Genomic DNA, 24,297 nt, shown 5'->3' on the forward strand with positions numbered 1-24,297 from the left:
CTTAATTTTGAGACCAATGATTTTTTGTCGCCCACATCTCTGCTCCCATAAATATAATATCCATTACTGGATCTTTAATACTAAGGTAACCGTTTATATCATGAGGGTACATCATCGCGAGGCGCTTTTTGATTTGTAAATATGCTTCTCTTGTTGTTGCGCAATTTCGCAGATAATCGCGAAATAAAAGTGCATATCTTTGATTTAGCGTTTTATCTTTACGAATGTGAATATTTGCACGACGCTCCCCAGTTCTTTCTTTTGAAAAATATTTGTGCATAGGCTCAATCGAATTTACCAATGAATCGCAAACGACACCTTCTTTGACTTGATAACTATTTTTTTGAAGCACACCTAGGATTTCTTCATCAAGTATTTTAACAGTCACTTGAATATCGATAATATCTTTGGCAGCAAGACCTCGTATAGAAGTGGAACCAATGTGGTCTATGCGCATCACATTTGGCAATATTTCTCGCAAATTAGAAGCAATAAACTCATATTGTTGTGGCCAAAGTTCGTTATATGGGACAATTTTAATTAAACTGTTTGATGCATTATTCACTAATCTTCCTGACTATTCTTTTCTATCGTTAAAAGTAATTGCAAGCGATTTTTTTGCTCACGAAGAAGTTGTTTATCATTAGATTTTTTTAGCACGTTAACATAGAGCTTTTGAGCTGGAATGTGCAGTGGAGCTATAGATAAAGCCCTCTCTACCGTTTTTTGCGCTTTTTTGTATTTGTGATTTTTATTGTAAATTTTGGCTAACCAAAACCAGTAAATGCCAATTTTATAACTAGTATTTGTCGCTTGTTGCATACTAGTTATTGCTGCCTTGTATTTTCCACTGTAGTAAGAAACCATCGCATGGCAAAACCAGTACTCATGAATGTAAGGTGCCAATTTTATTGTCTTATTAAGAAGCTTTTTATATGAGTCTAGTTCGTTACTTTTAACTTTAGATAAAGTAATTGCTAGCCTTGTGCCCCATTTTTGATACGCTAAATTGCGATCCCACTTGCCTATTTGACGTATACCTATATGCATTTTTCCCATATCAATAACGGGAAAAGCATAGCCAAAAGCGGCTCCTTTTTTTGTTGATTTTACCTGTTGGGCAAGCCACGGCTCGACTTCAACAAGACGATGTTTTTCTCTACGCACTATAGTTGTAAACAATGCTCCAGCAGCCGTTTCTTGTAAAATTTCGTCATTTGTGTTGTCAATTGTTTTTCGCAAGTCGTTTATTAAGTCAGGTTGCAAAGAAACAAATGCTCCATAACAAGCAGAGATTTGTACGTCTAAAGAATCAGAAGTTAAAAATTGCCGAATATAGCTTCCTCCGATTTTTTTACTTATAAGCTGAGCAATTGTTGGTATAGAATTGACATTTGCATCAGAAGCTAAGTTTGGGAGCATTACCAAGAATTGCAATAGATCAACTTTTTGTAACAAGCGCTTTAAATCGGCATAGACAAAAGCAGAACGCACAATCTGCGACTCTTTGGGATTAGATATGATGTGCAAACACGAAGCCAATTCTTTTTTGCGCAGTAAACCAAGAACTGCATGTGCGCGAACGACATTGTCATCTTTACTTTTAGCAATTTTCATAAGTTGGCTAAACATATTTGTAAATTGGCTTAGGTAGTATATGCAAATTTGCCGCACGTATACATCGGAATCTGTCAAGCCTTTCTCTAACACAGAAAAGTCTTTCAATACATTTTGCTGTATCATATCGATTGAAACAGAAAAGTAGGCTTTATAAGCGTAACGACGAATGTGAAGGTCTTTGGATGCAAAATAATCGTGAATAATTTTTTTCCCTGCTGAGTTTCCTAATTGCCAAATTTTCTCTGCGCATAAAAGACGGACTTTATCGTGCGATTGTGATAAAAATTGATGATAATTTACCGGAGAATATTGAATAACAAGTGCTATTTCTAAGTAATTTGAAGACTCTATATTGTATGTTTTCACTGCTTGCTGTTTTGCTAGCCCATTTTTGTGAAGCAATGACAAAGCTAAAAGTGCAGTAAGTGTATTTGATGAGTTTGCAATATTTTGTACTGTATTATGCATTTCTGGAACACCCAAATTTATAAAGGTTTCAAGTGTCCACAGATGAAAAATGAAGGAATTTTTTTTTAACAAATCGGGAAGAAATGTTTTTAATCTTTTTCGCGATTTAAAAAGAGATTGTAATGCAAGCTTGTCATTAAAAAAGCGATAGCGCACTATCAAATATTGAAAATAAATAATACTATATTTTTTATAGCGCTTTTGTATTTTATGGCGTAATTTTTTCAAACGCGCGGAAGAATTTTTTTTGAGATAATTGTCGATATCAGTGAGAAGCTGAGGCGAACGATACATTGTTTCTATTCCTTGCATAGCTATTTGTTGCAAAGCGTAAGATTTACTATGAATAATCGTCTGTAAAAAGCTTTGAGCATGTGCTTGAGCATAAGACTGGGTTTTTTCTTTCTGTCTTTCTCGGTAGACACGAATTACATCTAAAGCTACTTTGCGTTTTTCCTCGTTTAAAATATCGATGTTAAAGTTTTCAAAAAAATTAACGAGTGTTCCATCTAATATACAATTTGTCTTGTAATGTCTTAAAATAGGATACCTAGTGCTATTATCATATAATTGTATAATTGCGCGATATTCACGCTGATCTATTTCAAGACAGTGCAAAAAATCATTGCGAGCGTCGACAAATTTTTTCAATTGCGAAGAACATACTCCACGCTCATAAAAATATTTTGCTTCCCAAGGAGAAGATACAATCATTTTGTTGTAGATTTTTTTCGCTGCTCCAAAATTGCTTACAGCTCGGTAACTTTGAGCTAAAAGGTTGAGAATTTCAACATCGTTATTCTTTTTTTCTAGACTGCTACGAATGTGCAATATTGCTTTTTGCCATTTTTTATCCGCAAAAAATATTCTGCCTAAGTAGCTATGCACCTTTTTGCTTTCTTTATAAGATAAAGCCTTACTAAAAAATTCTTTTGCCTTTTCATGATTGTCGTTAACAAAGTTCAGAGCGCCTCGATAATAATAAACCTCTGCTTTTAACAAATTTGTAGAAAGAGATTTAAATTGTTCTAAATATCCCTGCATTTGTTTATACATTTGCAATTTAAGTGTTGTTTTGACAAGAAGAAGTAAACTTTCATTACTAGGCACGTTTTTGTGAATTTGTAGTGCCAGCTCATAGCTTACTTGGTGTTTGTTATGTCTGAACAAACTTTCAGCTTGTAACAACTGAAGCTTTGCTTTTTGATGAAGTTGTTTGTATTTTTTTTGTAAGACTTCCGTTAACTCAATCGTGCGAAGATAATCACTCTTTTTTAATAAACATTGCAATTGCAGTATATGCTTTTCAAAAGAAGCTTTTTTTTCTATTGACTTCATAACTAGCTCAAAGGCTTGGTCATAATTTTGTTTCGCAAATGCTATTTGACTTTTCTCAAACAGCACATTTGCATTTTCTTGGAGTTTTTGTGGTACAGTGTTTTTTGTAGGTTGGTAAACTCTTGCAGTTATAAAGGTAAATGCTAAAACCAAAAATAAACAAACCAATAAAGCCGCGGGTTTCACTATTTTTTTTAGTTGTAAAGTGTATGAAACAGCATTACCCAGTGCTGCTTTTTCTAAATCTTTGGCTAATGCCACTGCCGTTTTATAACGATGGCTTGGTTTTTTTTCAAGTGCATTCAAGCATATCTTTTCCCAAGAAATGGGGATTTCAGGGTTTATTTTTCGTGGCGCTAAAACTTTTTCGTGGCAAATTTTATGTGATAAAGCTACGCGATTTTCAGCAGTGAAGGGTTTTTGGTTAGTAAGTGCTTCATACATCACAACACCCAAACTAAAAACATCGCTTGTATAACTTACTTTTGCCGATTTTGTTTGTTCTGGCGACATATAAAATGGTGTGCCGAGAATATCACTAGTTCGTGTGTACTGTGAGATAGATTCTAGTGACTTAGCTAAGCCAAAATCTCCCAAATAACTAAATCCCTCCTCATCGATTAGAATATTTGAAGGCTTGATGTCGCGATGGATAATTCCCTTCTTATGTGCTGCTGCTAAGGCATTTGCGATAGCCTGAATAATCTCTATTCGCTGGGACAAGTCTGTATGAGTTGACATAAACTCTCGAAATGTGCGACCACTAATATATTTCATAACTAAAAATATACGACCTTGGTGTTCTCCCATATCATATACGGGAATAACATTGGGATGTTCAATTGTGGATGCTAGTTTTGCCTCGCGTACAAAACGCCGTGTTTCTTTTGCCGAGCAGGCACCTAAGAGAATTTTAATGGCTACTTTTCTCTTTATTTTCTCTTGAACAGCTTCATAAACAATTCCCATTCCTCCGCGTGCTATTTCGCGAATGATCAAATACTCTCCCCAACGTTTTCCTGCTGTTGTAGAATGATTTTTCAAAGAAGTGTAAACGCTTTGTAGTTGTGCTGTAGACAACATCTTTTTTTGTAAAAGAAACTGTTCGATACTCAACGAATTCTCATTGCAATACAAAACACATTTTTCTATTATTGCCGCATTCAAAAAACCACAAAAAGTAATATGCCTTGTTATATCAGAATTGCGATTTATTATATTTTTTTCCATTATTATGGCACCAAGCGTAGGTAAAATTTGCGAATATATTGGCATTTATTTTAAGTTGTTACTATTGTGAAGTCAAGTGACACATTGTTTTTGGGTTTTCACAACTGTTGGGTTTTGGCAAGATTTAGTTTTGATGAAATACCAATGAGTATGATTAGGGCGTGCCATTAATTAGATATTAATAACTATCGTAATCGTAGCATCGTAGTGGTGAGCGTGAGCGAATATTTTAAGTATTTCTTGAAAAAAAATCGTAGTTGTTTGGTTATGATTACAGCTAGGCTAGGATCATAGACAAACTACAATAAATTGTAGTTTGTCTATCGATTTGATATTACTGAATGCCTACGCGGTCGTTAAATTCATTGATTTTGTCATCAATTTTTTCTTCCATCGCGTGAATTTTTTTCCAGTAACCTGGATCTTCCCATTGTGCATTTAACTCTTCAACATCACGCTGTTGCTGCTCAATCCATGTATAGTACTTCAACGAGTGAATACGTTTCTTCTCGTAATAGGTAAGCTCTAACATGTTATCTATAGCTGTTGCCATAAGTGAGCCATGGTAATCTTTTGCTGCATCTACTTCTTTGTAATCGCCAAACTCTTTACGTAAATCTTGCAAACGCGTTTCGTATAAATCCATACCATCAGTTGCGACAGTAATAAGCACGTCTTTTTCATTCATTTCGTAGTATTTAGCCATTTTTATTGTCGAAAGCAAGTTGCATATAGAAGAAATACCAAGATAAGGCAGTTGCCCTAAAGTTTCGTCGCTAACTCCTTGTTTTTTCAAGTACTTATGACCTTCTTCTTCGTTGAATAATCGTGCAAGATTCATGCAGTGGTTATCGTCAACAGCAACAACTAAGTCGGTATTGCGTGAGTTGTGAATCCATGGTATATGCTTGTCGCCGATACCCTCTATCTTGTGTCCCCCAAAACCGTTATATAGCAACGTTGGGCATTGTAGGGCTTCAGCAACAGCTATTTTGGATTGAGGAAAAACTTCTTTGATAAAGTCGCCGCACGCTGTTGTTCCTGCCGATCCCGAAGAGGTAATAACACCTTGAAAACGATCTCCTTCGCGCATATTGCCTTTGAGAACATCGACCATTGCACTCCCTGTTACTGCGTAGTGCCATAGGTGATTACCTGGTTCTTCGAATTGGTTAAAGATAACTACGTTTTTACGTTGTTCTTTTAATTCCCAGCATTTGTCGAAAATTTCTTTCACATTACTTTCGCATCCTGGAGTAGCAATGATTTCTCCTGCCACTTTTTTAAGCCATTCAAAACGCTCAGCACTCATTTCTTCTGGCAAGATAGCAATAGACTTACACCCAAGTAAAGCACTGTTGTATGCTCCACCACGGCAAAAATTTCCCGTGGATGGCCATGCGGCTTCATGAAGTGTAGGATCAAATTGCCCTGTTACCAGTTGTGGAACTAAACAACCAAATGTCGCACCTACTTTGTGAGCTCGAATAGGGAACCAGTGGCCAAGTACTACAAAAATTCGCGCTTTTACGCCTGATATTTCTGGCGGAATTTCGACATAGTTTACATTTCCGTATAAACCACCATGTTTTTTAGGCTCGTTCTTCCAAGTAATGCGAAATAAATTACGTGGATGAAGGTCTTCAAGGCCTATGTCCTTTAACTCATCTTTAATCTTTTGTGGAATGAGTTCAGGGTTCTTTTGTTGTGCTAGTGTGGGAATAATGATATTTTTTTCTCTGGCACGTTCAACTACATTTGCCAGTTGTTTTTCATTTAGGGTTAAATCAATCATAGCAAAATCTCTTTATAATAACTTGACACGTTTCTCATTTATCGCTATATTAACTACAAATTTAGCCTGCCAGCCAAATTTTAATTACTTTCCTACAATTTTGGTTACATGTATGTTCATAGCAATCTATTAACAACCAGCTTTCACCGTAGTTTGGGAGTTCCCGATGGCGAATGATGATCACATTCAACAAATGATGAATGTTCTAAAGAACAATCCTCGTGATGCAGAGGCTTTTAAAAAACTAGAGGAAAATTATTTGTTGTCACACAATTGGCGACAATTGAGTGAGCTTTATCAGTTGCGTGCAGATACAATAAGAAATGAAAATCCTTCTGAGGCTGCAAAACTTTATTGGAAATGTGGAGAAATATGCGAGCAACAACTCAACGGAAGAGATGACGCTCTTGCACCATATAAAACAGCATTTGATCTACAACCAAGTTCCGAGTATGCAAATAAGATAGCCAATATCTATTTTCTACAACAAAATTGGCATAAAGCACTTGAAATTCTAAGAAGACGCAGCGATTTGTGTCAAGAAAAAAATGAGAAAGTCGATATTCTGTTACAGATAGCATCGACATATATTGAAAAACTCAAAGATCGCAATCAAGCCAAAAAGTACTACGCGGAAATTCTAAAGATGGCTCCTGAACACGGAGCTGCATTTCATGCTTTGATGCGCTTATTTTCTGAAGATGAGCAGTGGCGCGCTCTGTTAGATCTATATAAACAAAAGCTAGCAGTAACAGAAGATAGACAAAATCTTTTTGAGCTTCTCACGCAAGCAGCAAGTGTTGCTGATAATAAGCTTAAAGATTGGCAATCAGCAATTCAGCTCTATGAAAAAATTATCGCCATATCTCCAAATGATTTCAATACACTTAAAATTCTCGAAGGGCTTTACATAAAGCAAAACAATTGGCAAGGTGTTATTGATATCATGGAAAAACAGGTAAATGCCTGTTCTGAAAACGAGCAAAAAGGGGATGCTCTTTTGCGTATAGCTGTGATATACCGCGATAAACTCGATCAACGTGATGCAGCCATTCGTTGTTGTGAACGTGCTATTGCTGTAGACGAATCAGAAGCTGTTCTTTCTATGTTAGAAGAAATGTATCTTCAAAAAGAGGCGTGGAAAGATCTTGCTGAAATATATAAGCGTCAATCAGCACGTATGAAAGATCCCCAAAAACGTTTGCAAATTTATTGCAAAATAGGCGAAATTGCCAATGAAAAACTCCACAATCCTTCAATAGCAGTACAGTGGTATCAAGTGGCCCTAAAAGAAGATCCTAAAAATTTAGACATATTAAAAAAATCGCAAGGGTTATTAGAGCAACTAGGTCAGACAGATACACTTATCAAAAGTTACCGGCATGAGTTAGGCCTAATATCAGATCGAGAACAAAAATTAGCGATCTATGAAAAAATTGCCAACGTGTACAAGAAAAAAGGTGATTTAACAACAGCTGTTGCTGTTTACGAAGAAATGTATCCCGTATTTCCCAAATATTTACCAGTACTTGAAAATCTTAAAACACTGTATACACAATTGCAAAACTACGAAGGACTTGTCAATACTTTAAAAAGGCAAGCATCTCTTGCACCAAAAGCAAAAGAAACCGTGGCTCTTTATCTGCAAATAGCTAAAATTCATATGGAGCAACTAAAAGACGCAGATAAAGCAATGAAATATTATCATCGTGCTTTAGAGATTGATGACACTCAGACTAAGCTATATCATATTCTCAAAAATCACTATTCAAATAAAGGTGATTATCCAAGTCTTATTGGTGTTATTCAAAATCTTATTCGTTTAGAAAAAGATAAGGTCATTCCTGGATACATGGAAATTGCGGAAATATACCGCGATCGTCTAAGTGATATTAATCAGGCTATTGATACCTATGACAAGGTTCTTTCTATTGATAACAAAAATGTTCCTTGTTTAAAAGAAGTTGCTTTTTTGTATCGCCAACAAAAAAATTGGGAAAAATACCAGGAAATACAACAACGTCGTATTACTGTGAGTTCTAATTTAAAAGAGATTATTGAGTTTCGATTTTCACTTTGTGAATTGTATCGCGCAAAGCAAGATGCAAAAAATTTAGAACGCGAGTTACGCGAAATTCTAAAAATAGACATTAACAATTCTGTTGCCATACAGCAGCTTGAAAAATTGTATCACGGACAGGGAGATTTCAAAAGTTATATTGAAATCCGCAATTTACAAACAGAAGCAATGCAGTGGTCAACTTCGGTATTATTCCAACGTTATTATGAAGTCGCTAGTTTGTACTTGTCAAAACTAAAGGATATAGAAAAAGCTATTTTCTATTTTGAAAAAGCACGACATTTAGAACCTAATAACTGGGATGTCTTGTGCCATTTAGAAAAGTTGTATACAGAAACAAAACAATACGAAGAACTTATCGGGATTCTTGAAGATAAAGCACCTCTTTGCGAAGAAGACAGTGAATGCGTAGCACACTCATTTCGCATTGCTATTACTTGGCAGAGACAACTTAATAATATAGAAGAGGCTATCAAAGCCTTTCAGAAAGTAGTGATCCTTGATATATTCAATGTACAAGCACTCTCTAGTTTAGAAAAATTATATGAAGAGCGAGAAGAATACGCTTCTCTTGCTGAAATTTACAACAGAAAAGCCAAAATCGAAGAAGTTGAAAATACTGTTGAGTTGTATGTAAAAGCGGGTAACCTTTGGGAAACAAAACTAAATAACTCTACAAAAGCACGGTTTTTTTATGAAAAAGTTATTAGCATTGTTCCCGAACACAAAAATACCATCAACAGTTTGTTGCGCATTTATCGCAAGGAAGAACGTTGGGATGATTTAGCTGCAACCTACCGCAAGAAGATTTCAATTTCTCCTGGGCAAGAAGAAAAAATACTATTACTTTTCGAACTAGCATCTTTGTATCGCGAACAATTACAAAGCCCAGAAAAAGCTATTGAAATATACAATGAAATTTTACAAATAGACCCTAAACGTCTGGAAGCTGTCTATCCATTAAAAGAGTTGCAATCTAAGTTAAAGCGATTGGTTTCATTATTTAATACTATCAAAATGGAATGTAGTTTAGTTACAGAAGTTGAAAAACAAAAAAGTTTATTATACCAAATGGCGGAAATTGCAGAAGACAGTCTTTCCAATTTTCCGACGGCCATAGAATGTTTTCACCAAATATCAAAAATAGAACCTAAGCGAGAAGTATATATTTCCTTACGTCGATTATACTATAAAATACAAGACCTTGAAAAAGTTGTATGGAGTATCGACGAAGAAGTGAATATACTTGAAGCAAAAGAAAGTAAAATAAAAATACTTTTTGAAAAAGCAAATTTATGCCAAGGTTATTTAAATAAAACAGAAGAAGCTATAGCAACATATGAAGTGATTATTAATCTTGTTCCTAACAGCATCAAGGCTTACGAAGCGATTAATAAAATCTATCGCCAAACGCAAGATTATGAAAATATAGTAAAAATTAGAACTAGACAAATTGAGGTCACTTCGGTTGGCGACAAGAAAATTATTTTGCTAACAGAATGTGCTAACCTTTGGGAATACAAACTAGATAATGATGAAAAAGCTAAAGAGTGTTTACTTGAAATACTAAAGTTGAAAAGTAATTTGTTCACCGCGCGCCGCGATTTAGAAAGTCTGTATCGCAAAGAAGGAGCGTGGGAAGTTCTTATCCAGTTTCTTTCTGAAGAAATTGGTTTAGTAAAAAATAACGAACGAATAGTTGAGCTTCACAATGCAATAGGAAAAATTTACGAAAAAAGCCTGCAAGATCTCAGCGAAGCTTTGAATTCATATCAGCGAGCAATACAACTAAACAGTAACGATTTAGGTGCAATACAAAGCAGACAGCGTATTTTTCAACTACAAAATAATTTTGCTGAACTTCGTAGTTCTTACGAACAAGAACTGGGTATTCCCGATATAGAAAAGCAACGTCGCATCTACATACATTTAACTTGTGCAGAGTTAGAGCGCCACAAGTTAAGTGATATCGAAGCGGCTGCAGAACATTATCGTTTGACTCTGAATTTTGAACTAGATCCAAACAATCTTGTTGCTATTCGTGGGCTAGAAGAAATATATAAAGAACAAGAAAAATACCCACAACTACAGAACATGTTATTCAAAGAATTAGAATTGCAAAAAAACCCTCATCGTTTAATAGAGGTTCACTTACAACTAGCTTATTTAATGGAAGACAAACTAAACAATATAGATGTTGCTGCAGAACACTTTGCAGAAGCTCATTTGTCGCGCCCTAAAAACCTTGTCATCCTTAGAAGACTAAAGAATTTACTGCGTACACAACAACAATGGAAAAAATACGCAGAGGTAGTTGAGAAAGAAATCAACCTATGTTCTCACAGTAGTGAACTAGTACCACTGCACGAAGATTTAGTCGATATATATCATCAAAGTCTTCATGATTTTGAAAATGCGATTAGGCATGGTGAAGCGATAATTGAATTGGACGATAGTTATTTATCAAATATTCAAAGTTTGCAAATATTGTACAAAGAAACACGTAGTATGTTGAATTTGACAGATATGTATTTGCGCGAAACTAAAATTATCCCTGACACTACTGAAAAAGAACGCTTGACGCATTTATATATGGAAACAGGAAAAATATTTCAAAATGAACTCGATGATCTGGGAAAAGCGGTAGAATGCTACCATAAAACATTGCAACTCGTTCCAGCTCACAAAGAATCTCTATCTACCTTAGTTAAGATTTTTATCCAATATAAAAAATGGGAAGATCTTTTAGCTTTATATCAAAAGACAGTGAAGATCACAAAAAACGAAACCGAAGTAGAAACTTTACATTTAAAAATAGCTGAATTATTGGAAAAACAATTTCAACAAGCAGAACAAGCACTACTCCATTACCAAATTGTGCATAGCATGAATAAGGAAAATGTTACGGCAATTGTTGGTATGCGGCGATTGTTCGAACTGCAAGAACGTTGGGCATCAGCTATTGAATTTTTGAGTTTGGAAGTAGAAGTTACCGAAGAAAAAAAGCAACCTTCTCTTCACCTAAAAATGGGAGAATATTGGGAAGAAAAATTGGGTATGCCTCACCAAGCACTTACTTGCTATCAACAAGTTATGAGCCGTGGTTTTCATCGCCCAACTGCGGAACGCATTATGGCTATTCAAGAGCAAGTCGGTGACTATCAAGGCTTACTTGAAATCATAGAAAAAGATTTACGCGTTACCGAAAATCCCGAACAACTAGTCGATAAACTACTTCACCAAGGAAAAATTCAATGGGATAAATTAAATAATATCGACGACGCTATCGTCTCGTATAGTAAAGTGTTAAAACTGCAACCAAATCAGATGGAAGCGATTGATGCTCTTGTCCAATTATTTGAAGATAAGAGCAAATGGAAAGAACTTATTATTATCCTCAATCGTAAACGTGAAAACACTAACCAACCTGATACATTATGCAGAGTATATTGTAAAATAGCAGATATTTACAACCACCATATGCATGCCGGTAATATGGCAATTAAAAACTATGAGCATGCTCTAGAGATTACTCCTAAAAACATCAATATAATCCATACTTTGCAAAAACTATACGATGAATGGGGATATTCGAAAAAGTTGATTTCTCTATATCAACGTGAAACGCAACTAACAGAAGATGAAGATCGCATAATCTTGTTGCATCACAATATTGCAAAAACTTGGGAAAAACGTTTGTTTGATGATACAGAAGCGATTAAATCTTACGAACACCTTATGGGACTTTCCCCAAACCATTTAGACGCAACAAAAGCTTTAGCACGTTTATATAAACGATATCGATTCTGGGATAAACTTATTCCTATATACAAAATGTTGATAGAACACGCTAAAGAAACGCAAAATATCAAAGAAGAGATTAGCATTTTATTTTCTCTTGGCGAAGTATATCGCGATGAAGTAAAAGACCTGGAAGCTGCTATCCAAATTTTTTCAAATATATTAGAACTCGAAGTTGCTAACAATAGCGCACTGCAAGCTCTAGAACAAATGTATAAGAGCCTTGGGCGCTCACGTGATATGGCAGTACTCATTTCCAAAAAAATATCGCTGTGCGCTACAGACGAAGAACGCATCGAATTGTACATTCACCTTGGTTCTCTTTATGAAAAAGAATTGGGAGATCCAGATCACGCAATCCAGTCTTTTGAATATGCACGCAGTATCCAAGGTGATCGCCTGAATGTTCTCAATGCTCTTGACTGGTTATACTATCGCAAACAAAACTGGCAAAAATTTGCTGAAATTTGTCAACAGGAAATTGCACTTACTAAAAATGTGTACGACAAAGCGGATCTGTACTATCGCTTAGGGAAAACCATGCGCGATCACTTTTCGAGTTTGGACCAAGCGAAGAATTGTTTTCTAAAAGCAATTGAATGCAAACCTGATTTTCGCGAAGCACTCAAATCTTTACGTGGTTTAGCACTTCGCGAAGAAGACTGGACTCAAGCAGTCAAATACATTGCCATGGAAATTAATTACATACAAGATCCAGACGAAAAAATTTCAGCTCTTACTGATCTTGGTTCTTTGTATCAGAATAAACTAAAATTAATCCAAAAAGCCAAAGAAGCATATCAATTGGCTCTTGATATTGATCCAAAATCAGCGTTTGCTGTTCAGGCAATGGCGGATATTCACTATACCCAAGGAGAATGGCAAAACGCCGATGCTCTGTTTGGTCGCCTTATTCTTCTTGTTCACAAAGAAGAAAAAGTCAAGCTATCAAGTATTTATTTTAAATGGGGCTTTATCTCTGAAAAACTCAACAAAAAAGATGAAGCAATCATCCGTTATAACAATGCTTTAAAAGAATACGAAGCTAATCTTGAGGCATTACAGGCTGTTGGTAAACTATATTTCGAACGTGCTCAATGGGGTTTTGATAAAAGTCAGTGGCAAGAAGCGATGGATATCTATAGTAAAGTGCTAGAGCATCCGGAGTTAGAAGATAAAATTGTAGTAATACGTCAATTAGCTATTACGCAAAAAAATCTTGATCAGGTTGATGTAGCAATAGAGAATTACCAAAAAGTTCTAGCTGCATCTCCTGAAGATATAGAAGCGGTTAGCTCACTTGCTAAACTATACATCGAAAAGAAAGATGATCAACAAGCTTTGCATTATCTGGACATGGTAGTAAAAAGTAACGCTTCTTTCGTTGAAAGACGTGATGCTTTACTCATTCTTGCTGAAACCTATGATCGTCTTGAAGATTATCATCGTGCAATCGATTCCAGCTTAAAAGCTTTTTCAATGGGACTTGAAGATACAGAGATTCTCAAAAAATTAGGCGAGCTCTACATTAAAGTCCAAGACTGGGAAAAATCACAGGAGTGGTTAGATAAGCACTATCAATGTTTAGAAGAAAGCGAAGACAAAGCAGAGAATCGTTGCCTTGTTGCACGTATCTATGAAGATGGATTAAAAAAAATAGATATGGCAATTTCTGCGTATAAAGAAGCTTTAGAACACGATTCTACATGCGTACCTGCTATCCAAGGAATGGCAACCATTTACAAAAAGAAACAAGACTGGGAAACGCTCGCTGCAAATTACCAAGAATTTCTAAACAATTTACCTCACGACAAAAAATTCATGGGGTTACCTATACATTTAGCTCTTGGAATGGCATATGCTGATCACTTGAATAATCCAAAATCTGCGATTAGCGAATTATCAAAAGTAATTGCGATAGATCCTCATCACCTAGCGGCGCGAGCAGCTCTCGCAAATATAAAATCACAAGATCCAACTCTTCATTCGGAAGCGATTTCTGAACATATGCTCCTTCTCAGCAAGGATCCAACGCGCGTATCGTCTTATCGTGCTTTGTTTCGTATCTACGAGATGCGCGAACAAAACGATCATGCGTTGAGAGCCTGCCGTGCTTTAAATTTCTTAGGAGAGGTACAAGAGCAAGAACAAGATTACCTAACTTCTTCACAGATAAAAAAAGCAGGCCGTTTGTCTTATAATCATATTTTACAGTATTTAATACCTAAAGAAGTTGGTATTTTACACGAAGTAATGGCACAAACAAATGATTACATGAGTAAAGCTTATCCAACAGACTTAGAAAAAGAGTATGGACTAAAGAAAAAAGATAGATTAGGTCCTGAAAACTCGCAATTACCGATTTGTTATTATGGTGACAAAATGAAGCGTTGTTTTGACATCGAATTTGAAACTTACATAACGCCGAAAAAAGGTTATAAAATATATCTAGAAAATACTCAGCCAGCAAGTTTGATTATTACTCAGCAATTTCTAGAAGCGCTCTCTGATTTAGAATTGAAGTTTATTTTAGCAAAGTACTTGTTTTATATAGCTCAAAAACAAACCTTAGCTATTAAACTACCGAAGACGCAACTGAAAAAACATTTTGATGATTTGCATAAAGCATTTACGAATCAAGCTGCGATCTCATCATTTTCATCGTTGACATCTCTATCGGAAGTTGATAGTGCTCTGAAAAGAATTCGCGGTGGAATTCCACGCAAAATAAGAAAAACTCTAGAAGATCGCGTAGATCTGTGGCGTAATTTACCGAAAGCCAATTTCAATGCCTACGCCACATCTTTAGAGTTTGCATCAAATCGCTGCGCTATGGTCCTCACCGATTCGCTAGAGCTAACTATTAATATGGTTCATAAGTTAGACGTATTAAAAAGTACTGGCAATTGGGAAAAAACTTCGAACGTAGTAAAAAATAGTATATTGCAAAGCAATCCTATTATCGATGTACTGTTATACAATATATCAAATAAATACGGAGAACTACGCAAACTCTCTGGCATGGTATAAATTGTCGTTGTATAAAGTTTAAAAAGCCTCCTCTAAAAAGGAGGCTTTTTTATTAGGAAATGTCGACATTTGAAAATTTTGATTTTATTTTAACAAAATAACGCAAGAAGCTAGAAAAATAGCGCCTAAAAAATTGATAGCTTTTTTATTATATCTGGTTGCAATAGCTCGGTACTGTCTTAGTTTCTCAAAAAAATTCTCAACCAAATACGGTTTATAGAGATGTTTGTCATAACTACGAGGACTCTTGATGTTAGATTTCGCAGAGATAACAGGAGTAACCCCCATTTGATCGAGTTTACTTAGTACTCTTTCTTCAGCATAATATGCTTTGTCTGCAAGTAAAGCATCAGATTTTAACCCAGGAATTAAAGCCTTCACTCCTTCTAAATCATGTGCATTTCCTGGAGTTAAGAAAAAGTTAGTTGGGTTGCCAATAGCGTCACACATGCATGGATTTTGGTAGTTAATCCTTCAACTCCATAACCTTTTAAACCGAAGAGGAATTTTGTCAACATTTCTCTTCGGTACTAAAATTACCTTTGTGGGCTAAAGAATTTCCTAAATCATTACCTTTAGAGTCGTATAAATCTAAATTTGATTTGCGCCAAGATGTACCTAGTTGGTTTATTGAAGGAGTTCTTGATGAATCTCCACAGAAATTAACTGAATTTCTGTTTGCAATAAAAGTAACTTCAGATTTAGAGACAAAGAAGTATTTTAGTCCAGCAAGATAGCAAAAATTTTAAAGAAAAAACTGCAGGTAGCTATTGAAATATATCAGTAGTAAAAAATTACGGTGATATCAGCTTTCATGTTTTAGAAATTTGGTTTGGCATAGAAAGAAAAGAGAAATGCATAATAACTGCGTCAAACAAAATTGCTTTTTCTTTAAGAGAGCTTATTGTTTATGCGATACAGGATAAAGTATGTATTCGTGGATGAATTTTTATTAAAACTCGTTAAATCAAAAAAACAAGAAGAAATACGCAATAATTACGCGAAATGTGAGTGTTCTAGATGAATACGCGAAAAATACAAGGCTAAAAATAAAGCATCGTTTAAAAAAAAATTTCGTGTACCACAAAGCAGTATAAATAATAGCACGCTTTTATCAAAGGAGTAAAAAATTTCACCAAAAAGGTAAAACTAACAAAAATTTTGCCACTGTTTTTTTATCTGGTAGCATTGCTATTGTCAACATTCTTTGATGTCTGGCATTCTCATAAAGAATGTACAATTTTTTTGTAATGCCCTGTTTAAAGGGCACCTTGATTTAAAGAATTATTTATCTTTTTTATCAAAATTACTTGGATCTTTTTCTTTTGTATTTGGCTTTATGATCCATTCTGCTCTATCCCATATTTTTGATGTGTCTGCATGTAGAACTTGTAGTTTGTAACAATAGCTGTTCTTTTCAGGAAAGGCATCTATGTCTAAAAATTCGTACTCTCCATCGTTTTCTATAGGAAAAATAACAGGAGTCGCTAATTTGTACTTTTTCGCATTTAAATCATATCGATATAAATAAAAGCCAAGAATATCAGTGCGCTCATTTTCCCACTTGATTTTTACTCCTCTAATTTCAGCACTCAAGAGCATATTTGATAATTTTGGGCGGATATCTTGATTTTTTTTGTTTTGGATTAAATTTCGCGTCGGGATAGGAACATCTGCATCTATTGGAAAACCAAGTAGAGTTGCAGCTCCTGAGATATCTCTCTGTGGAGCAACATCACCATCATCTCCTTCTAAGAAAGTAAGAATTTTATCATTTACCGAAGAAGAAACTATGATTTCACCTTCATTGACAGTAAGCCCTTGAGCACCGTCTATTTGAGTTGCTGCACCTACAATTGTGCGCTTTGGCGTTACATCGCCATCATCACCTACATTGAAAATTAAAATCGAATCATTAACAAACTCTCCTACAAAGATATCTCCGTTTGCTATAGAAAGACCTATTGAGATGTTAATGCCTGTAGCAGCACCAGTAATCGTACGTTGTGGGGCTACATTTCCATCATCTCCTAGATTGTAAACAGTGATAGAATCTCCGTTCTGATTCATAGCAAAGATCTCTCCCTCTGAAACAAAAATTTCTTCAGGGTTGTTAAGACCTGTCGCTGCCCCAGAAATAACACGTTGCGGCGCTACATCACCATCATCGTTGATCAAAAACACCCTAATGCTATTGTTACTATTACTTACAAAAATTTCTCCACCTACTACAAAAAGACCTTGTGGACCATTAAGACCAGTAGCAGCACCAGCGATAACACGCTGAGGAGGAACATCTCCATCGTCATCCTCGAGAAATACTCTAACGGAATTGTTGCCCTGATTTACTGTAAAAATTTCGTTTCCTACAACTATGACAGATTCTGTTGCACTAAGTCCTGTAGTACCGCCTGTGATACTGCGTAGAGGTGCCACATCTCCAGTTGCATCCCTAGAAAATACGTGTACACCAGGAAGGTTTCGATCTGAAACAAAAATATCGTTAAGTACAACTGGATCTTCTCCAGTATTACCATTGTCATCGTCATCATCGTTAATACATCCTGGGATAACTATCAAAATTAAAACACAAATAGTTAGGAATAGAAGATTTTTTCCTATAGATCGAAGCATATACTTTCCTTTGCTTTTAAAAAGATTAACAAACACTCTATATAATTAGAATAATTTTGACCCGTTGTAAAATATTGGATTTTTTAAATAGCAAGAATTACGTGCATTGATTCAACTCTTGTTCTTCTAATATCCATTTTTTGGTAAAAACGTTTTTTGCAACAGGACCAAAAAACTAACAAAACATTAAAAAAGTTTTTGAAACACATCAAAACCGTATCAAAAAATGTGCCATATGCCGAAAAAATTTTCCTAACGTGATCTTGAATATAAGTATTAGTCAGATATATGAAACGATACAAACAAATATCTAGTTTAACAAAGTGACTTTATAAATATTTAGAAAAGAAAAACAGTAAAATACTTTAGCGTAACCAAATAAACTTGCCTCAAAAAGAGAGGAGAGAAATGGAGCACTAATGCTAGAGGCTTATTAGCTATGGTTTCCGTTTTAAGAATAACGTTAAACGTGATTTTTTTTGCATTTTGTGCTCTTCTACTCTTATGGCCTTGCAATTTCTTTGTCGTATTTTGCACATAAAAGTCCTTGATACGCGATTTACGTGTAAACGTAAGTGTCTAGGTACCGAGTTACGATAATTCACATCTCCTAGTTTTTACTTTATTTTTCCTCGAAAAAATCCCTACAGAAAAAACTTGATTATCGCACTTTTTGGGAATATGCGCGAAAACCACGCAGGCAATCTTTTCTCATTTTTTTATTGCTATTATTGATCGCATTGCTAATAATAATAATAGCTTTAACCCATTAGTATTTAGCTTTTATTAAAGGTTTTTCATGAGAGAAAGTATGACGATTAGTTACATTTTGTCGACTCTAAAAATTTATGCACATGCAAAATCGCAAGAAGAAACTTTTCAGTGTTTTTTGGAATTATTTGCTAAAAAATTTGGTTACTCAAAAGTAGGTATTTGGAAATTAGCAAATAAAAATGGTCAAAAATATACAAAAATACATATTACTTGGGATTCTAATGAGCGAAAATCAACTATTCTGAAGTTAGAAACACCAATATCAAAAAGACATGACAGTGAGTTTGCTGATGTATTAAATCGAATACAATCTTCGACAAAAAAAAATACTTTGATAGAGGCCAATAATAATTCTGGGTTCTACAGTGGTTTGTATATTATTACTTGGGAAGATAGTCACGTACAAAATAAAGATTTACTTCAGATGTTTTGCGAAACAATCACAAATGTCCTGCCTGTTTATTTTCAACTAGCACAGTTGAAAAACAGTGTAATATCATTGCATAATGAGAATAATTTATTAACAAATGTTTCTTCTCAGCAAAATGAAATTTTATCTCGTTCTCAACTAAATTATAGTTACCAAAATATTCGAGGACAAAGTAAGCCTTTACTTCAAGTTTTGCAATATCTAGATCGAATTATTGAGCATTCAGATTGTCAAGATTTGGTTTATATTATTGGCGAATCCGGTACAGGAAAATCTCTTATTGCTCGATCAATTCACCAGTATAGTTTACGTTGTAGCGAACCATTTGTTGAAATAAATTGTGGTTCAATAGTTGAAAACTTAACAGAAGCTGAATTTTTTGGCATTGCTCCTAACTCTGGAATTTCTAATGTTGCAAAAGAAGGTAAACCTGGACTTTTTGAACTTGCTGATAAAGGAGTGCTATTTTTAGATGAAGTATCTGAATTGTCTCTGCCACAACAAGCAGCACTTTTAACCGTAACCGAAGGAAAGCCTTTTCGTCGCGTTTGTGGTAGTGAAAATATTTTTGTTGATATACGTATTATCACAGCGAGTATTCGCGATATAAAAAAATTGCCTCCTTCGCAATTTTTACCAGAGTTAGCTGAAAGACTTGATGGTATTCGCATTCAAGTTCCTCCTCTACGCGAACGTATATACGATATTCCGATACTAATAAATTATTTTTGCAAACAAATTCAACATGAAGAGCGCAGAAATAACATTACATCAGCTATTAAAGAGGTCATGCTTCGTTATAGTTGGCCGGGTAATATTCGACAACTACATAATTGTGTACGCCGTAGCTCTTTTGGCATCATTCCTGAATACTTAGACGTACAAAAAAATGAAACTATTTATTTAAAAACATTCGACGAATCTCTAACGGAAAGTAAAGAAAAAATAATAAAAGTAAGAGCGTCTATTTTGCTAACTGAAAATCCTAAATGCTCGTTTGGAGAACTTGCTGAGAGTCTAGGACTTAATAGAGATTCTTTACGCCGTCGGTTACAATCCATTGATAAAACGTGGGAACAACTTCGTTGTGAGTGTATCAATATACAAAAGAAACCTCCTTAATAAAAGTATTTACGTGCCAGCTATCGTTTACAAAAAAAGATTTACGATACAGCTTTATGCTAAAGGCGAAAATTTAGGTTTTAGTTGTGCTTGTCGCTGAATTGTGTTTTTATAAAAAAGATTTATTATTTTTAGAGCCTGTCATAAATGCCATTCAGTTAAGAGAAAGGATGACTCTATAATATATTGATTTACTTACACTTACATTATTTTCTTGTTTCGGATTTAATGTATATTTAGAACGAAGTATAAATTTAAAATATACATGAGAACTTTCATAAGAGTAAGAAATTCCTCTGCTGTATGAGTGTACTGAATTTAGGGTCAAATGGAAAACGACAATAAAGGTGTTTGCTGATTAACACAAGGTATTTATATCAAAAGACTTATCGTTAGCTTGGTGACGTTCAAGCCTGTCATCAATTAAGAAAAAGTATCCAAATATGGAAAGAATTTGAACTTGATGTCATCCTGAACTTGAATGAATATTCCTGATTTAATGTACAAAAATAAATTTTATTTAATTGATGATACACCTTAGAACACGGAATAGTTTTATCTAAGTTTGAGAAGAAATCTGAAGAAATTTAGAGATCTTCTACTAATAAAAGGTTGAATGTAAGAGTAAAAAATATAAAAATGCTATGCTGGTAAAAATAAATAACCAGAGAGTTATTCAAATAAGAGAATAAAGTAAGACTACTTGCACTAAGTTTTTTTATTAAGTATTTATGGCTGAGGTCGCGTGTGTGTTGTGTAAACTATTCAGTGCTTTAGTGGTGTGTTTCTAGGCTTAATGATTTAACGTAGGTATTTTGAACCCAGCTAGACGCTTTGAACAGTAAAGTTTTAGTTCTGTAACTAGAAAAATGACGCTTGAAAAAGAAAACACACAACTAGTCAGCCTAGGCAATTAGTTTTAGACTTTCCGCAAAAAGGGATGTGTAATGCAAGATTTTTTAGAAAAATATGGTGGTAAAGAACTCGATTCTTCAAAACTCTCTGACTATGAAAAATGGTCATTGAATTTTTTTAGTGATAAAAATGAGATACAAGATTCTTCGTTTGAAATTACTATTCAATTAGATATCACAAAAGCGGATCAAATATATCGTAGTACTTACGCACAAACCCCAGGAGCTTCTTTTACAGCTTACCTAATATGGAATATTTTTGGTACACTAAACAAACATCCATATCTCAACTATCGGTTTTTACGAGGCAAGTGGTACTCATTTGAAAATTTACCTCTTTTTTGCCTAGTAGCGGTAGAAGGAGAAAGAAGATTTGGAGAGGCCCTAGTCGAAAATGTTGCTCATGCTAATTGGGAGCGATTTTGTTTTTTGTATCGTAAAGCGATTGAAGAGGCAAGAAACGGACAAAGAAGTACGGTGGATGAAGACGTGTGGAGAATCGCAGTTGTTGTTGGTAACCTGTATCATTTAAATTTTACAAGTTTACGAAGGCACAAGGATAATGAAAGTATGGCAAAATCTTATTTTTATTTTGGAGCGCGTAATAAAGCATCTGATGGTTCGCTAAGTATGGCCTTTTATACTGGTTTTGATCACTGTACTTGTGACCTTTTTCTACTGAGTAAGTTTCATCAAGACTATTTAGAAAAAATTACCATGAAGAGTAATTTTTGATAGGAGCTTTCTGTGATAGTTGAATTTTTTGTTTCTACCGTGGTGTCATGTGTCGGAGCTGAAGTTATAGAGGCTCTTTCTCCTGAAAAGCTAGAAAAAATCAAGAAGTGGTGCGATGATACAAAAAAGTCTGGACACAAAATAAAAAATGATTTGATCGAAACAGTGTCTGTTGAAGTGACAGAGGCTCTTTCTCCTAAAAAGCTAGAAAAGATAAAGAAATGGTGTGATGATACAAAAAAATCTGGGCACAAGATAAAAAATGATTTAATCGAAACAGCATCTGTTGAAAATTGGAAAAAATTAAAAAAATGGTACGAAAAATCTTCGCAAAAGGATACTACAAGTGTACGAAGTCGACAACTCGATAACGTTTTATCTGAATCAGAAAAAGCGATACGGGCACAAGAAGAAAAAGAATTAAATAGCAATATTAAGATTACCGGGTTATCACTAGCGTTGGCAACAGGTGGTGCTCTTTTTTACTCTCCACTTGGCTTACTTAGTGTTCCTCCTTGTCTTTATAGTAGTATTTACATATTTCAAAAGACTTGGGTGTCTCTCAAAAAAGGTAAAATAGGTACCGAATTTTTAATCACTCTTCTAGTTATAGGAGGGATTATATATGGCTATTTCTTTGCTCTTAGTTTAGCCGCTTTCCTATTCAGTTTATCTTTTAAATGGCTAACGAAACTCACTAGAGATGCAAAGCATCAACTTGTCGATATGTTTAACGAACAACCAAGTCACACGTGGATTGTGGTCGATAACATTGAGATATCAGTGGCAACTGAAAATTTAGAAATAGGGCAAATTGTAGTTGTTAGCGGTGGGGAAATTATTCCTGTTGATGGACAAATTAAAAAAGGGGTTGCAACTCTTAATGAACAACACTTAACAGGAGAAGCTTGTTCTCAGGAAAGAGTGCCAGGGGATTATGTTTTTGCATCCACTGTTGTTTTGTCAGGGAAAATTTATATAGAAGTACAAAAAACTGGCAGTAATACTTCTATTGCGAAAATAGGTAATGTACTAAACAATACTATCGATTTTAAAGCTAATGCACAGCTGAGAGCAGAACATTTATCTGATTCAACAGTAATACCAATATTAGCTACCAGCATTGTTGCATTGCCATTTGTCGGCGCACCAGGATCACTTGCCGTAATTAATTCGCACTTTAAAGATCGCATGACCATAATAGCTCCTATCAGTATAATGACGTTTTTAAATATTGCCTCTGAGAACGGTATTCTTATAAAAGATGGCCGTTCTCTAGATTTATTAAATTCGGTAGACACAGTAGTATTTGACAAAACAGGTACCTTAACAGAAGACCAACCACAAGTGAGTAATATCTATGCTTGTGACAAATACGAAACATCAGATGTTTTACAATGGGCAGCTGCCTCAGAGCAAAAGCAGGAGCATCCTATTGCTAAAGCTATTCTCCAAAAAGCACAAGGACTAAAAATTCCTGAAATAGATGAAACTGAATACAAAATAGGCTACGGCTTATCTGTTCGTTGTGGTAATAAATGGATTCGTACAGGAAGTTCGCGTTTTTTAGAGCTTGAAGGTATAGCAATTCCAAGTTTTTTGAAAGAAAAAGCAGAACATAGCCGTAATCAAGGTTGTTCTGTTGTGTTTATTGCTCTTGATGATTTGGTGATTGGAGTTATAGAGTTAACATTACCTATTCGTCTAGAAACTCAAAAAGTTATTCAACAGTTACGAGAAAACGCATCTATTAAGGAAATTTATATCATTTCCGGTGACCACGAAACAACCACAAGGAAATTAGCAGAATATCTACAAGTAGATCATTATTTTGCCGAAACGTTACCAGAACAAAAAGCAGAAATCATTGAACAACTTCAAAAGCAAGGAAAATCAATTTGCTATGTTGGCGATGGCGTAAATGATTCTATTGCATTAAAAAAGTCACAAGTATCAATTTCTCTGAATAATGCATCGACTATTGCCGTAGATACAGCTCAAATAGTGTTAATGGACGAAAGTTTGAATCAACTTCCTAAAATTTTCGAAATAGCGCAAGACTTTCACCATAATACAAGCGCTACTTTTGCGGCCGTATTACTACCATCTTTAGTTGGTATTGGTGGTATTTTTTTCCTACATTTTGGCATACTGCATACGGTAATACTTAACTTAACAGGTCTAGCTGTTGGAATTGCCAATTCTTCATTACCCTTGCTAATGCAGAAAATAAACAGTGATAACGATGATAGTATCAGTAGCGATAACGATAATAGTATCGCTGAAAAGAAAATGACAAAAGAGATTGCTTAACCGAGAGTGAAAT

10 protein-coding genes are annotated in these 24,297 nt (G+C 34.9%); 5 read left to right on the top strand and 5 right to left on the bottom strand.

Features of this window, described 5'->3' with window-relative positions:
* Position 1 precedes the first annotated feature (1 nt).
* The 3 genes from UABHE_RS21230 to UABHE_RS21240 all read right to left on the bottom strand — a co-directional run bounded on the left by UABHE_RS21230 (position 2) and on the right by UABHE_RS21240 (position 6,451).
* Complete coding sequence (locus tag UABHE_RS21230; protein ID WP_372365291.1) at positions 2–565, bottom strand: GrpB family protein; 564 nt, start codon at positions 563–565, stop codon at positions 2–4.
* Positions 565–4,656, bottom strand: coding sequence for a protein kinase (locus tag UABHE_RS21235; RefSeq protein WP_372365292.1), 4,092 nt, complete (start codon positions 4,654–4,656; stop codon positions 565–567). Before UABHE_RS21235 ends, UABHE_RS21230 begins: the two co-directional genes overlap by 1 nt.
* Before the next feature lie 334 nt (positions 4,657–4,990).
* Positions 4,991–6,451 carry a pyridoxal-phosphate dependent enzyme gene (locus UABHE_RS21240; RefSeq protein ID WP_372365293.1) on the bottom strand — a complete coding sequence of 487 codons (1,461 nt, stop codon included), beginning with the start codon at positions 6,449–6,451 and terminating at the stop codon, positions 4,991–4,993.
* Between the two features lie 166 nt (positions 6,452–6,617).
* Here UABHE_RS21240 and UABHE_RS21245 point away from each other — a divergent pair, with 166 nt between their 5' ends.
* The gene (locus tag UABHE_RS21245; RefSeq protein ID WP_372365294.1) at positions 6,618–15,362 is read left to right on the top strand and encodes a tetratricopeptide repeat protein; all 8,745 of its coding nucleotides are present in this window, start codon (positions 6,618–6,620) and stop codon (positions 15,360–15,362) included.
* Between the two features lie 84 nt (positions 15,363–15,446).
* Here UABHE_RS21245 and UABHE_RS21250 read toward each other — a convergent pair whose 3' ends face one another.
* On the bottom strand, positions 15,447–15,812 hold the full coding sequence (locus tag UABHE_RS21250; protein ID WP_372365295.1) for a transposase: 366 nt from the start codon (positions 15,810–15,812) through the stop codon (positions 15,447–15,449).
* Between the two features lie 92 nt (positions 15,813–15,904).
* On the opposite strand from UABHE_RS21250, the gene UABHE_RS21255 reads away from it, so the two are divergent.
* Positions 15,905–16,099, top strand: coding sequence for a hypothetical protein (locus tag UABHE_RS21255; protein WP_372365296.1), 195 nt, complete (start codon positions 15,905–15,907; stop codon positions 16,097–16,099).
* A 547-nt stretch (positions 16,100–16,646) separates the two neighbouring features.
* On the opposite strand, the gene UABHE_RS21260 is transcribed toward UABHE_RS21255, so the two are convergent.
* On the bottom strand, positions 16,647–17,996 hold the full coding sequence (locus UABHE_RS21260) for a hypothetical protein (RefSeq protein WP_372365297.1): 1,350 nt from the start codon (positions 17,994–17,996) through the stop codon (positions 16,647–16,649).
* An 811-nt stretch (positions 17,997–18,807) separates the two neighbouring features.
* Between UABHE_RS21260 and UABHE_RS21265 the strand changes: the two genes are divergently transcribed.
* The 3 genes from UABHE_RS21265 to UABHE_RS21275 all read left to right on the top strand — a co-directional run bounded on the left by UABHE_RS21265 (position 18,808) and on the right by UABHE_RS21275 (position 24,284).
* Positions 18,808–20,322 (top strand): sigma 54-interacting transcriptional regulator, encoded by a 1,515-nt coding sequence (locus UABHE_RS21265; protein ID WP_372365298.1) that lies wholly within the window; start codon positions 18,808–18,810, stop codon positions 20,320–20,322.
* A gap of 947 nt (positions 20,323–21,269) precedes the next feature.
* Positions 21,270–21,971: a hypothetical protein gene (locus tag UABHE_RS21270; RefSeq protein ID WP_372365299.1), complete on the top strand. Its 702-nt coding sequence runs from the start codon at positions 21,270–21,272 to the stop codon at positions 21,969–21,971.
* A 12-nt stretch (positions 21,972–21,983) separates the two neighbouring features.
* Positions 21,984–24,284, top strand: coding sequence for a heavy metal translocating P-type ATPase (locus UABHE_RS21275; protein ID WP_372365300.1), 2,301 nt, complete (start codon positions 21,984–21,986; stop codon positions 24,282–24,284).
* The last annotated feature ends 13 nt before the right edge of the window (positions 24,285–24,297 follow it).

The sequence above is a fragment of the Candidatus Uabimicrobium helgolandensis genome (assembly GCF_041508025.1).
Classification (GTDB): Bacteria; Planctomycetota; Uabimicrobiia; order Uabimicrobiales; family Uabimicrobiaceae; genus Uabimicrobium; species Uabimicrobium helgolandensis.

What these genes read in the sequence shown, in the direction of transcription:
- UABHE_RS21235 (WP_372365292.1), bottom strand. Translation starts at nt 4,656, where the DNA reads ATGGAAAAAAATATAATAAATCGCAATTCTGATATAACAAGGCATATT.
- UABHE_RS21240 (WP_372365293.1), bottom strand. Translation starts at nt 6,451, where the DNA reads ATGATTGATTTAACCCTAAATGAAAAACAACTGGCAAATGTAGTTGAA.
- UABHE_RS21245 (WP_372365294.1), top strand. Translation starts at nt 6,618, where the DNA reads ATGGCGAATGATGATCACATTCAACAAATGATGAATGTTCTAAAGAAC.
- UABHE_RS21250 (WP_372365295.1), bottom strand. Translation starts at nt 15,812, where the DNA reads ATGTGTGACGCTATTGGCAACCCAACTAACTTTTTCTTAACTCCAGGA.
- UABHE_RS21260 (WP_372365297.1), bottom strand. Translation starts at nt 17,996, where the DNA reads ATGCTTCGATCTATAGGAAAAAATCTTCTATTCCTAACTATTTGTGTT.
- UABHE_RS21265 (WP_372365298.1), top strand. Translation starts at nt 18,808, where the DNA reads ATGACGATTAGTTACATTTTGTCGACTCTAAAAATTTATGCACATGCA.
- UABHE_RS21270 (WP_372365299.1), top strand. Translation starts at nt 21,270, where the DNA reads ATGCAAGATTTTTTAGAAAAATATGGTGGTAAAGAACTCGATTCTTCA.